Genomic DNA, 13,512 nt, shown 5'->3' with positions numbered 1-13,512 from the left:
AGAAGAGTGACACATTTTATATTTTTATCTATCAATTAATTAAAATATAACAAATATTATATTTTCTAGTTTTTACTAATTTGGGTTTTGTTTGTTATTGATTTTATGAATATCTGAATTTTAGATATATCTACTATGTAGTCTTATTATGAGAAGAAAACTTATATATTTAGAAAGGCTATTTGTTAAATATAGTTTCACAAATAGAATCTTTGTATACTAGATATAATAAGATTATAGGGAATTAAGTATGTATTATATTGTAGTTATTATGGGTTTATACATGCTATGTAATGTTTTATATTGGTTAAAAAACTTATGTATACTAAGATCGACTATACAATTCAACATTCACATAATCTATGAAAAAGTCTCAAATCTAATGGTTAAAATATACCATCAAAGAGCTTCACTAACTTAACATAGACAAAACTTGCAATCCCTTTACTAAATCAACATTTTGCAAGGTCACATAAAACTAGTTTTCTAACAATAACATGCAGATCCACTATACAATTCAACATTTGCATAATCTATGAAAAAGTCTCAAATCTAATGGTCAAGATATACCATCAAAGAGCTTGACTAACTTAACATAGACAAAACTTGCAATCCCTTTACTAAATCAACATTTTGCAAGATTAAATAAAACTAGTTTTCTAACAATAACATGCAGATCCACTATACAATTCAACATTCACACAATTCTCAAAAAACTTAAAATTTAATGATTAAAATATACTATTGAAGAGCTTGACTAACTTAACATAGACAAAACTTGCAAACCCTTTACTAAATCAACACTTTGCAAGGTCACATAAAACTAGTTTTCTAACAATAACACTCTTGATTGTGTATGTTTACTTATAAATACATATGATAATTAGATAAGAAATAAGGCAGTAATTATATACCACAAGTTTTGTTATTAATAAATAATATTCTAAATGTATAAATTTGTACCAATTCTACACTATGATTAATGTATTTTATATGCCGGTTGATCCAAAACCATGAGTACCACGTTCTGTAATATCAGTAGTATCAAAATCTTTAACAAGATTCCACGATATACGAGTTATTGGTGCTATTACCATTTGTGCTATTCTATCTCCATAATTAATGGTATATGACTCATTTCCTAGGTTAATCAAAATTACCATTATTTCTCCACGATAATCTGCATCTATAGTGCCTGGAGTATTAAGTACAGTGATGCCAAACTTTAAAGCTAATCCAGATCTTGGTCTAATTTGAGCTTCGTACCCGTTTGGTACGGAAATTGCAATACCAGTTTTAATACAACTTCTAGATCCTGGTTCTAATATTACACTTGATGTAACTGCTGAGCATAGATCCATACCAGAACTTTGCTCTGTTGCATAAAATGGTAAAGGAAGATCATCATTACCTAGTTTAATGATCTTGACAGATATATTATTACTAATATGTTACTCCATGTTTTTTCCATAATCTTAATTAATTTTTTGTGTTAGTCAATAAGGTTATCTATTACTGTAAATTGTTAATAGAATGACTATTATCTAATCCATTGTATATGACATCTGTTTAACTGTCTTAATCAATTATGTAAGTAGTGTTGATGAACAGTGTTTTTATTATGCTTAAATTGTTTATGGTATTTTTGTTATTATAATTAATCTGATATGAGTGGTACTTCTTAAATTAGTTGACTTGTTTTTATGTACGTATATTTAATATTGGTTAAATCCTGCTATAAAATGTTGGTTTAAAGAGGTTTGTGAGTTTTGTCTATGTTAAGTTAGTCAAGCTCTTCAATAGTATATTTTAATCATTAAATTTTAAGTTTTTTAAGAATTGTGTGAATGTTAAGTTGCATAATGGACCTAGGTTGTATAATGTCGTTATTTCTATACAACTACTATTTTCTTGTAAGACTTAAAAGATAAGGTTCTGTAATATATTATGTAAGTGACATTTAAATATTTAAGTAAGAGTACATAAGTGGCTTGGCTTTTTGTATGAAAACCTTATATTATTATTAGTATTCTAGATGTTACTTGATTAAATAATTTTATTGTAAATTATGATTTAATAAATTGTTTGTTCATAATATAACTTGATAAATAAAAAAAGTATCTGATATTTATATAGTATTCCCTATGCAATATTATGTTGTTCTTTATATTGTCTTAGTTGTTTAGGTATATTAAATGCTATGTTTTCCTGTACGGTCTCTAAATGTAATAATTTAATATTCATATGTTGTTTTAGAAAATCTATAACTTGTTGTACTAGTATATCTGGAGCTGATGCTCCTGCTGTTATACCGATTTTCTTTACATTTTTTAGAATATTTAAATCGATTTCTTTATAGGAATCTATTAAGAATGCGTGAGCTTGTAGTGCAGCTAATTCCTTAAGACGGTTTGAATTTGAACTGTTTTTGCTGCCTAACACAAACATTATATCTACTATTTCTGATAGACGTTTAACAGCAGTTTGTCTATTTTGAGTGGCATAACATATATCTTTTAAATCTGGACCTTTTATATTTGGAAATTTTTGCTTTAGCTTATCAATTATTGTTTTTGTATCATCTACACTTAAAGTTGTTTGAGTAACATATGCAAGTTTATTTGGATCAGTTATTTCTATGTTTTCTATGTCGTTTAAGTTTTGTACTATGAATACGGGTGAATTTACCTGTCCTATAGTTCCTTCTACTTCTCTGTGTCCTTTATGACCTATTAAGATGACCTGATATCCTAATTTGTCATATGACTGAACTTCTTTATGTACCTTGTTAACTAGTGGGCATGTTGCATTTATAACTTCCAGGTTTCTTAATTTTGCAAGTTGTTCTATGTGTTTTGATACTCCATGTGCACTATATATTAACACTGACCCATCTTTAGCTTGGTCTACTGTATCTATGAAAATTACTCCCATATTCTTGAAGGTATCTACTATGTGTTTATTATGTACAATTTCATGTAATACATATATTGTTTTGATATTTTTATAATATTCTATTGCAAGTTCTACTATTTCTATAGCCCTAGAAACTCCAGCGCAAAATCCTCTTGGTTTTGCTAGAATGACCTCTACTTCTTCTTGGGAATTTATACACATTGCATTATACATAACCTGTATCAACTAATGCAGAACAGTATTGATGTTATTGTACTATAGATAGTGTGTCAATTTGTATTTGTCGTAAGGTATTATATAATTGTTGTATTGATATATTTTAAAGGTAAGAATGTTTTTATTATGCTTAAATTGTTTATGGTATTTTTGTTATTAAATTAATCTGATATGAGTAGTACTTCTTAAATTAGTTGACTTGTTTTTATGTACGTATATTTAATATGGTTAAATCCTGCTATAAAATGTTGATTTAAAGAGGTTTGTGAGTTTTGTCTATGTTAAGTTAGTGAAGCTCTTTGATGGTATATCTTGACCATTAGATTTGAAACTTTTTCATAGATTATGTAAATGTTGAATTGCATGGTAAGTTTAAATCTTATAGTTAAGAGTTAGTATTCATATAATCTTGTAAAATATTGATCTGTAGAAAATTTAGTTATGTGTTTTCTGCATTAAGTTAACAAAATTTTCAAATATGTATTTTGTATCATTGGGTCCTGGACTAGCTTCAGGGTGATATTGAACTGAAATGATAGGGTAATTTTCTACCTGTATACCTTCAATTGTATTGTCGAATAAAGATGTATGTGTTATTTTGACGTTTTTAGGTAGTGAATTTTCATTGATAGTAAATCCATGATTTTGGCTGGTAATTTCTATATTGTTGAGAATTCTGTTGTATACTGGATGATTACTTCCTCTATGTCCAAATAACATTTTTTTAATTTTTGCTCCTAGTGCTAATGCAATTAATTGATGTCCTAGACAGATTCCTAGTGTTGGTATTTTTAGTTCTACTATATTTCTAATTTCCTGTATAGTGTATTCAGGGATTGCAGAGGGATCTCCTGGGCCATTTGAGAATACTATTCCATCTGGTTTTAATGATAATATTTTATCTGTTAAGTTGACTTCAGCACCAGATACTATGTGTACTTTGCATCCTATATTGGATAAAGTGTCTAGTATACTAGACTTTACTCCAAAATTAACAACTGCTATGTTATATATAGTTTTGTGGTCAAATTTTTTGTTATAGTTGTTTGTAAAAGATTTTGAGATAGACTGACAATGAGCTGTATAGTTATATTGAGATGCTGTGTTTTGTAAATCTTTTAAGTTTAGTAAATTAATGTCATGAAAAAAATGTATAATTCCATTTTGTGAGCCATGATTTCGTAAATGGCGCGTTAATGCTCTAGTATCAATTTCAGATATTCCTGTTATGTCATTTTCGATCATCCAAGCTTCTAAGTTTGAATAAGAGCTTGAGTGAGAGTCTTTTGATATTGTTCTGATTACAATTCCATGTGCTAGTACCTTATTGTTTTCAGAATCTTGTTTATTTATTCCAATATTTCCAATGTGTGGAAAAGTGAAAGTAATTATTTGTCCAGCAAATGATGGATCTGTTATAGTATGTTGATATCCTGTCATTGATGTGACAAAACATACTTCTCCTATCGCATTGGATTTATTTCCTATAGATTTTCCAAAAAAATATTTCCCATCAGATAGCATTAAAATGGAGTTAAAATGTTTTGTTACTTGAAACATTATTTATGTAAGAATTAATCAATTGTGAGGATTATATAACAGATTATTTGTAATTTAACTATATAAAATTATTGTTTTGTAAATAGCATTTTTGTAGTTGGTTATTATAAGTAATGGATTGCTGTATATTATATATCACTTGATGAATTTTATGTGATGATGTATGAGTTTTTTTATTACTAATAAAAGTAGTTATTGTTAGTTATATTACCTAATATTGGGAAGCGTTTATTTTGGTAGATTGATAAGCAAGAAAATTACTATTTAATTTATGTAAATGTGTTTATATAACTAATAATATAAAAGTGTTAGTTTGTAAATTTAGTTTTATAAGTGAATATATTCATAGTGATGTGTAATAAAAATCTTAAATAGGTAACTTAGTTAAGTTATCTAATGTCAACAAACTTGTTGTTTTTAGTGGTGTTATTAAATAAGAAAATCGTTACTGTTTATAATGCGTTTTGTCTGGTTGATAATCGAAATCAATATGTTGATTTATATCCTTTGAATTTAACGTGTGAGAAAATAGGTTATATGTTGTATAATCATGAACAAAAGAATATGAAATTTTTTTATGTTAAAAGTAGCTATAGTTGGACTACCTAATGTCGGTAAATCTACTATTTTTAATAGGTTAATAAATAAAAAGAGTGCTATTGTTAGTGATATACCTAACTTAACTAGAGATAGAAGAGAAGGAAATGCTGATTTATGTGGTTTAAAATTTAAAGTTATTGACACAGGTGGTGTGGATAGTCAAATAAAACTGTCTGTTTTAGTATTGGATCAAGTAAAGTTAGCTATAGAAACATGTGATGTGATACTTTTTGTTGTTGATGCAAGAATTGGAGAGGATATTAGAAATGTAGACTTTGCGAAGTATTTAAGAAAAAATACTAAGAAACCTATAATTTTGGTTGCAAATAAGTGTGAAAGTAAGAAAAGGTGTTTCAATGTAGATTATTTAGAATATTTTAAGTTTATAGGTCCAGTTTATATTTCTGCAGAGCATAATTTAGGTATGGTTGATCTATATGATGCTTTAGTTCCATTGACTGTAGAGGATAATATGGAAAATTCTAAATCTTCTTATATTAAAATATCTATTGTAGGTAGACCGAATGCAGGCAAGTCGACTTTTGTTAATAGGTTAATTGGTGAAAATAGAGTAATTGTTAGCGATGAACCTGGAACAACTCGTGATTCTATTGACATAGAATATAAATATAAAGATCAACTGTTTATGTTGATTGATACTGCTGGTATGCGCAAAAAAGCAAAAGTTACTGAAAATATAGAAGTAACTTCTGTGAGTAAAAGTATAGAGTCAATTAGCAGATCAGATATAGTAATTTTGATGATAGATTCTGTCTGTGGAATAGAACAACAGGACTTATCGATTGCTGAGCTTGTTGTACAGAAAGGTAAAGCTATTATCATTGCATTGAATAAGTGGGATATAATTTCGCGAGAACATAGATCTGAATTATTAAAGAGTATCCGTAGCTATAATAAATTAAGTTTTGATGTTCCAATTATAGAAATTTCTGCTCTTCAAAATATTAACTGTAATAGAATTATTGAAAGGAGTATAGAGTTATACAAAAATTTAACAATGCGGATTACAACCCCTATATTAAATAAATGGTTAAAATCTGCTGTGGATCATCATAAACCACCTTTGGTTAATGGTAAAACAGTTAAATTTAAATATATTACACAAATTAAAGTTAAGCCTCCAACTTTTGCGATAGTTACTAATGGTCACTATGATATTGATTTAACATATCAGCAGTATTTAATGAATAGTTTGAGGAAATATTGTTCTATTGATGGAATTCCGATTAGATTGAATTTTAGGAAAAATAAGAACCCATATAATGTTGGCCATTAGTTTGGCTAATTTCAAAAAGCAATTAGTAATTCTACAAGTTGTGTATGATGAAAATATATCACTCTATTACTGTAATTAGGAGATATAAGTTTATAAAATTATCTATTTGTTTGTAACAAATGTTAAAGGGTAGTGATTTTTGTACAGATTGGTAGTAATATATGGTTTGAAAAATCTTTATAGAAGATTATTTGCTTTATTTTTTAGTCTGTGATTGTGAAAGGTTTGTATTATTTAAGTATTATAATCTTTTGTATTTTAAAATTAAATTAACTATATCTATTGAGAGTTAATAGATATGCTGATAGCTAACGACTAAATTAAAATTTAGCAAAAGTATGTTTTTCGAGTGTATGTGCTAGGGTGGTGTGTTGTTTGAGTAATTTTTTATCTTCTTAAATACAGATGATATGTCATCTATGGTTATATATATATATATATATGGGGATTAAAAATAGTGCCTGGTATTTTATATTTAAAAGGTTTTTATATATTTGAATGATATGTTACTTCTCATGAAATTATGACAAGGATGTAAGTAATTCCAATAACGGTGTAATTTACATTTAGTGATCTTAAGTAGTATATATACGTTGTTTAACATTATAGGTTATTAAAATTTCATAATAATTTATCGTATAGGAATTAACTTGTTTTATGTTGTGGATTAGTTTTTCAAAATATTATGTGTACCTGTAATATTAGATGTAGCTTGGTGTTTATGTGAAATTACTGTAGATTTTAAGTGTGTTTTTACCAAGCAATATATGATAATTCATTGTTCAATGAATGTTATAATGTATGTTGTTTCTTTTCAACTATCTTTTTCGATTAATGAAATACCAGTCATTTCCTCTGGTTGTTTTATGTTGAGAATTTCAAGAATTGTTGGTGCTACGTCACATAGTCTTCCGTTTTTTAGACGAATCTTTTGATGATAATTACACACTATAAACGGTACAGGATTTAAAGTATGTGCTGTATAAGGCATATTATTTTTTGTATCAAACATTTCTTCTGCATTTCCATGATCAGCAGTAATAACCAGTACATAATTGGTATTATGTATACAATCTAATATTTTGTTCAGGCATTGATCAATAGTTGCTACAGCTTTTTTTGTTGCTTCTATATTTCCGGTATGGCCTACCATATCTGCGTTTGCATAATTGATAATAATTAAAGAATATTTTTGTAAATTTATTTTTTCGATAAGTGTGTCAGTAATCTTATACGCAGACATTTCTGGTATTAAATCATATGTTGCTACAAGGGGGGAAGGTATTATAATCCTTTCTTCATTTTCAAATAATTCTTCTCTACCACCATTAAAAAAGAAAGTGACATGTGCATACTTTTCTGTTTCTGCTATTCTTAATTGATGTAGTTGTTGATTAGATACTATTTCTCCAAGTGTGTTACTTATTTTATTACTGGGAAATAGACAAGGAATATCAAGCTTGTCGGAGTATTTTATCATTCCTATTGTGTTTTGTAGAGTGATATTATGGTCGTTTTGATTATCTTCTGTAATCATCTTTAGAATTTGTATAACCCTGTCACTTCTGAAGTTTGTCATGATAAATCCATCTTGTGGGTTCATTCCCTTGTAATTACCAATTACACAAGGTGTAATGAATTCATCTGTAATACCAGCATTGTAGTTATCCTGAACTGCTGATGTAGGATCTTCATAACGTTTACCATGTCCAAATGCTATGCAATTGTATGCTTTTGTTGTACGATCTAATCTATTATCACGGTCCATTGAATAATATCTTCCACTAATCGTTGCAATACTAACATTATTAAGATCTTTAATATAGCTACATAAAATCTTTATGTATTTTAGTGCTGATACTGGTGGGGTATCACGACCATCTAGGAATATGTGAATAACTACTTGTATTTTTAGATAAGATAATGCATTAATGATTTCTAACATATGTGATTGAGAAGAATGTATCCCTCCATCAGATAGTAGACCAGCTATATGGCATATACCACTATTTCTCTTTACTTTTTCTATGAATTCTAATAGATAAATATTTTTTCTTATATTTTTTATTTCTTTGTTAATTCTACATAGATCTTGCAGAATAATTCTACCACTACCTAGGCTAATGTGTCCTACTTCTGAGTTACCTATTTGTCCATCTGGTAAGCCTACATCTGGTCCATGGGTAACTAGATTACTTTGTGGATATTGTGAAATAATACTGTTCCAACATGGTGTGTTTGCTTGTGCAATAGCATTAAATTGTTGACTTGTGTTATTACCCCACCCATCTAATATACACAAGATTACAGAATGATTAGTCATATTTCTGATAGAACTTGGACTATAAGCAACAGTATATCATATTCATTAGTACATAGTAGAGATATTTTTCCAGTTTTTAATGTTTAGTACAAGAATGAATATGAATTTTTAAAGTAGTATTGTATTTAAAATTTAGTAAAGTATTCAACTTTGCTTGGAAAGACTATTGTTAAGTTGTTACTATGGAATAACATTACTTATCATATATTTTTATTATTAAATCATATGTAAAATATAAGGACACTATGAATTATTGCATGTAAAATTTGAAGAATATTGAGTTTTACATTTGCCAAAAATATACTTTAGTTATTAAAAGTTATTGTTAGTATATAACTGTAATTTTTATTAAGTAATTTTACCTAAGATACTATTTCATTAGTTATGGTTAATTAAAAGATATATATGGTATGGGGTTAAATTAAAATTGTTTGCTTATTGATAAGTGCTATAAGCATGCTGTTTTTCCAGTGGTATTTAAGCTACCTAAGACTAGGTATAATGGTACTGAATATGTAGTACCGTTAATCTAGTTGTATTTTATTGTTAGCATGATTCATCGTTTTAGTTTTAATAGTTATTTGGAGTATCTTGATGGATTATTAACTTACTAAATGTAAAAGTAGTTGATTTCTTTGTATAAGTAATATAGTTAGTTTAGTAATATAACATTTTATGATATACACATGATAAACTCCAAGATTGTATTCTTACTTTTTTTTATATTTTGTTATTCAACAATGGCATTAGCAGATAAGGCAGTTCAAAAGCCAAGTAAGACAATTCAGGAGGTTAGTACTGATTTTAGTGATATTAAGAGTATTGGTAGTGATTTTAATATAGGAAAAATGCATACTCTTTCTTTAAAAATGCAAAACAAGGTAATACCTGTTATTTTAGGTGATAGAATTATATTTTTAGGTAAAGATAATATTTTATATTCTGTAAATAAGCAGAATTTGGAACAGTATTACTGGAAATTAAGTCTACCAAAAAATGAAAAATTGTATAGGGCAGGTGTAGTATATGCTCAGAATGTAATAATCTGTGCAGTAGATGATAATGTTTATGGGATTGATGCTGAAACTGGACAAATAAAATGGGAAAAGTCCTTAATAAGTGTAATAGCAGGTTCTCCTATTATTGTGCATGATAGGTTGATAATTGTTACAGTAGATAATTACTTATATTCTTTTAATTTAATTGATGGTTCTTTGTTATGGAGTAGTCAAGAATCAATACCTGAAGTAAAAAGCTATGATTCTTTTTCTGCAGCATCGTCTGGAGATATTGTTGTTTTGTCTTTTTCTAATGGCAAGGTTGTTGCGTTTAATTCTGTTAATGGATTAAAAATGTGGGAAAGTAGTGTATCTGATAGCTTAGACAGTAACATTGGTTTTACTTATGGAGTTTTTTTGAGTGCAACTAAGCAAAATGTTGTTGTTGTAGATAAGTATCGTAATATACTGGACATTGATATTGAATCTGGTAAAAGGAAGTGGTCAAAAAAATTAAATGTTCAAGGAATATCTGGAATTGAAGAAAACTATGTAATTGCTGTTATTGATGATAAGCTTGCTTCACTGGATATTAATACAGGAGAGTTTTTATGGCAGTATGATTTACTACAGTGTAAAAAGTCAAAAGCTCAATGGTGGAGTATTCCTACTGTAGTTAATAATAGTGTTTTGGTAATAGGAAGTAATGGTTGTGTTATATTAGTAGATGCTAAATCTGGGACTTTAAAGTCAGTAAATTATGTATTACCATCATCTTATTATGTGCCAGTGTTTGTTAATTCTTCAATGTACATTATAACCAGTAAAGATAAAGTGGTTGTTTTTGATCAAAGGATATAGGGGTTGTATGCAAAATTATGATATGGTAGTAATTGGTGGTGGGCCTGGAGGATATAAATGTGCAATCAGGGGTGCTCAACTTGGTTTGAAGGTTGCATGTATAGATAAAAATGAAATTTTAGGAGGTACTTGTTTAAGAGTTGGATGTATTCCTTCAAAAGCTTTGTTACATTTTTCTCATGAGTATTATCATGTCAAAAATAATCTGAGTGAAGTTGGAATAACTTGTAGTGACTTAAGTTTTAGTTTAGATAAGATTATGTCCTTTAAGAATAAGAATATTGCTGAACTGGGGCGTGGAATTGATTATTTGTTTTCTAGTAATAAAATTGATAGATTGTGTGGTATTGGTAGGATAAAGTCTTTAAGTCCTAATAACTTTGGTATTACAATAACTGGAAGTAATGGTGAGCAAGAGATAGCTAGTAGATATGTTGTTATTGCTACTGGGTCTGAAGTTGCAAGCTTTCCTGGTATTGATATTAATGAAGAAGATGTTGTATCTTCTACTGCAGCTTTATCTTTTAAAAGTGCACCTAAAAAATTGGTAGTTATTGGTGCTGGGGCTATAGGGTTAGAAATGTCTTCTGTATGGAGTAGGTTTGGTTCGGAGGTTACAGTTATTGAATTTTTTGATAAAATTGCTCCTAGTATGGACGGTGATATCAGTAAAGCATTGCTTGCTAGTTTAAAAAAACAGGGGATTAATTTTAAATTATCAACGAAAGTTACTTCTATAGATAAAAAATCAGGTAATTTAACTATACATCTTGAGTCTGTAAAGGATGGAAAATCTGAAGTAATAGAAGCAGATAAGGTTCTTATATCTATTGGTCGTATTCCATATACTGATGGTTTAACTGATCAAAATTGTATAGAATGTGATTCTAGAGGTTTTATTAAAGTTAACAATAGATATGAAACTAATGTACCAGGAATTTTTGCTATTGGTGACGTAATTGGTGGAGCTATGCTTGCTCATAAGGCTGAAGAGGAAGGAATTGCTGTTGCAGAATTAATTTCTGGACATATTCCACATGTAGATTATGATATTATTCCATCTGTTATATATACGCATCCTGCTGTTGCATCTATTGGTAAGACAGAAGAAAGTTTAAAGAATATTAATTATGCATATAATGTTGGCAAATCTAATTTTTCTGCAAATAGTAGATCAAAAATTACAAATAATGGAGAAGGATTTGTAAAAGTCCTTACTTCTAAAGAAAATAATGCAATTTTAGGTGTACATATAATTGGTACATATGCTGATACTATGATTAACGAAGCTGCTGTTGCTATGGCTTACCGTGCTTCATCAGAAGATGTATTCCGTATTTCTCATTCACATCCAGATGTCAATGAAGCGTTTAGGGATGCATGTGAAGCAGCGTATTTAAAATAAACTAATGTTTTAATGAGGTATGTTTTATGTTACAGAAACTTTTAAATTTAAAACTGCAGCATAAAATAGCAATTTTAATATTATTGTTAGCCATTATTTGGATGGTTATTGGAGGATTAAAGAAAGATAATCATCCTCAAAATGATACTGCAGTAAATACTTCTAATGATAATTTGACTAATGTTAAAGTAGTAGAGTCTCATGCTCAAGAGAAAATAGTATATTTGCCTTTAATGGGTGAAATAGAAGCTTTTCGTTCTGTCAATATTATGCCAGAAGTTGATGGTAGGGTACTAGATGTATTGGTTAAGGATGGTGATTATGTACAAAAAGGTGATATTCTAATAAGAGTAGAAAAGTATGAAAAATTAGAACAACTTAAACAAGCTCAAGCTTTATTAAGGCAAAGAGAGCTTGAGTATAAAGCTTCTCAATCTTTGAATGAGTCTGGGTATAGGTCTGAAATAAATGATGCTTTGTCATTTGCTGCTTTGGAATCGGCAAGAGCTGATGCAAAAAAAGCGGAAATTAATTTAGATAATACTGATATAAAAACTCCATTTTCAGGGTTTATAGATAAAATTAATGTACAGGTTGGTAGTTTAGTATCTCATAGTGCAGGGTTACCTATTGTTCAGGTGGTTGATTTTGCAAAAATAAAGATAATTACTTATGTTCCAGAAAAATATGTAGAAAAATTAAAAGTAGGTGATATTTGCAATGTTTCTATTGCAGAAGGTAAAGTAATAAAAGTTCCTATTGTTTTTATTAGTAAGGTAATAAATCGTAATACAAGAACTTACCGAGTAGAGATGTTATGGGATAATAATGATACTAAAATTTTAAATCAAGGTGCTATGTATTCTGTAAAGGTTCCTATAGGGAAATACCAAGCTCATAAAATTTCTGCTTCTGCTTTAGGTTTGCAAAATAATGGGGATTTAGGTATAAAAGTTATTGTTAATGATAAAGTAAAATTTATACCAGTTGAAGTTATTGACACTGAATACAATGGTGATGTTTGGGTTAGTAATATTCCTAAAACAGTAAATTTAATTACTTTAGGTCATGAGTATGTTACAGATAATGCTTCTATTAAACGTGTATCATGATTATTCAAATAAAATAACATACTATAAAAGTTTTACTTAGTGCAATATTAAAAAAGTTGATTATATATTCGTCAAAATTATTGAATCCAGAAAGTGATTAAACTCAGAGTATTTAGAGTATTATGTCATTTTTTAACATTACTTAATATTAGATTGATATTAAAAAAATTATGTTGCAGGTTAATGCTTCATACCCTACACTGTATCAGGTTTATTTTTAGATT

At 28.3% G+C, this 13,512-nt stretch carries 8 protein-coding genes; 4 read left to right on the top strand and 4 right to left on the bottom strand.

Features of this window, described 5'->3' with window-relative positions:
• Window positions 1-989: 989 nt before the first annotated feature.
• The 3 genes from dut to carA form a co-directional block, all read right to left on the bottom strand.
• Window positions 990-1,448, bottom strand: a complete 459-nt coding sequence (gene dut / locus EDL80_RS02910; RefSeq protein ID WP_196492749.1) for a dUTP diphosphatase — start codon at window positions 1,446-1,448, stop codon at window positions 990-992.
• A gap of 694 nt (window positions 1,449-2,142) precedes the next feature.
• Window positions 2,143-3,129, bottom strand: coding sequence for a 4-hydroxy-3-methylbut-2-enyl diphosphate reductase (ispH, locus tag EDL80_RS02905; RefSeq protein ID WP_158406687.1), 987 nt, complete (start codon window positions 3,127-3,129; stop codon window positions 2,143-2,145).
• A 438-nt stretch (window positions 3,130-3,567) separates the two neighbouring features.
• A complete protein-coding gene (gene carA / locus EDL80_RS02900) occupies window positions 3,568-4,692 on the bottom strand; it encodes a glutamine-hydrolyzing carbamoyl-phosphate synthase small subunit (RefSeq protein WP_158406686.1) in 1,125 nt (374 codons plus the stop codon).
• A 577-nt stretch (window positions 4,693-5,269) separates the two neighbouring features.
• Between carA and der the strand changes: the two genes are divergently transcribed.
• A complete protein-coding gene (der, locus tag EDL80_RS02895; RefSeq protein WP_158406685.1) occupies window positions 5,270-6,589 on the top strand; it encodes a ribosome biogenesis GTPase Der in 1,320 nt (439 codons plus the stop codon).
• Between the two features lie 814 nt (window positions 6,590-7,403).
• Here the strand turns inward: der and gpmI are convergent.
• Complete coding sequence (gene gpmI, locus EDL80_RS02890) at window positions 7,404-8,912, bottom strand: 2,3-bisphosphoglycerate-independent phosphoglycerate mutase (protein ID WP_158406684.1); 1,509 nt, start codon at window positions 8,910-8,912, stop codon at window positions 7,404-7,406.
• 740 nt (window positions 8,913-9,652) lie between these two features.
• Between gpmI and EDL80_RS02885 the strand changes: the two genes are divergently transcribed.
• From EDL80_RS02885 to EDL80_RS02875, 3 genes are read left to right on the top strand one after another with little or no spacing between them, the layout of a single operon-like run.
• Complete coding sequence (locus EDL80_RS02885) at window positions 9,653-10,771, top strand: PQQ-binding-like beta-propeller repeat protein (RefSeq protein ID WP_230957600.1); 1,119 nt, start codon at window positions 9,653-9,655, stop codon at window positions 10,769-10,771.
• Window positions 10,772-10,778: 7 nt separating this feature from the next.
• Window positions 10,779-12,176 (top strand): dihydrolipoyl dehydrogenase, encoded by a 1,398-nt coding sequence (gene lpdA / locus EDL80_RS02880; RefSeq protein ID WP_158406682.1) that lies wholly within the window; start codon window positions 10,779-10,781, stop codon window positions 12,174-12,176.
• Window positions 12,177-12,202: 26 nt separating this feature from the next.
• Entirely contained in the window at window positions 12,203-13,288 is a 1,086-nt protein-coding gene (locus EDL80_RS02875) for an efflux RND transporter periplasmic adaptor subunit (protein ID WP_158406681.1), read from the top strand.
• Window positions 13,289-13,512: the final 224 nt, after the last annotated feature.

This window comes from Ehrlichia ruminantium, assembly GCF_009728835.1.
GTDB classification, from domain to species: domain Bacteria; phylum Pseudomonadota; class Alphaproteobacteria; order Rickettsiales; family Anaplasmataceae; genus Ehrlichia; species Ehrlichia ruminantium_B.
This window is presented reverse-complemented; position numbering and strand designations above follow the sequence as displayed.

Excerpts from the sequence above, each read along its gene's own strand:
- ispH (WP_158406687.1), bottom strand. The coding sequence starts at position 3,129 with ATGTATAATGCAATGTGTATAAATTCCCAAGAAGAAGTAGAGGTCATT.
- carA (WP_158406686.1), bottom strand. The coding sequence starts at position 4,692 with ATGTTTCAAGTAACAAAACATTTTAACTCCATTTTAATGCTATCTGAT.
- lpdA (WP_158406682.1), top strand. The coding sequence starts at position 10,779 with ATGCAAAATTATGATATGGTAGTAATTGGTGGTGGGCCTGGAGGATAT.
- EDL80_RS02885 (WP_230957600.1), top strand. The coding sequence starts at position 9,653 with ATGGCATTAGCAGATAAGGCAGTTCAAAAGCCAAGTAAGACAATTCAG.
- der (WP_158406685.1), top strand. The coding sequence starts at position 5,270 with ATGTTAAAAGTAGCTATAGTTGGACTACCTAATGTCGGTAAATCTACT.
- EDL80_RS02875 (WP_158406681.1), top strand. The coding sequence starts at position 12,203 with ATGTTACAGAAACTTTTAAATTTAAAACTGCAGCATAAAATAGCAATT.
- gpmI (WP_158406684.1), bottom strand. The coding sequence starts at position 8,912 with ATGACTAATCATTCTGTAATCTTGTGTATATTAGATGGGTGGGGTAAT.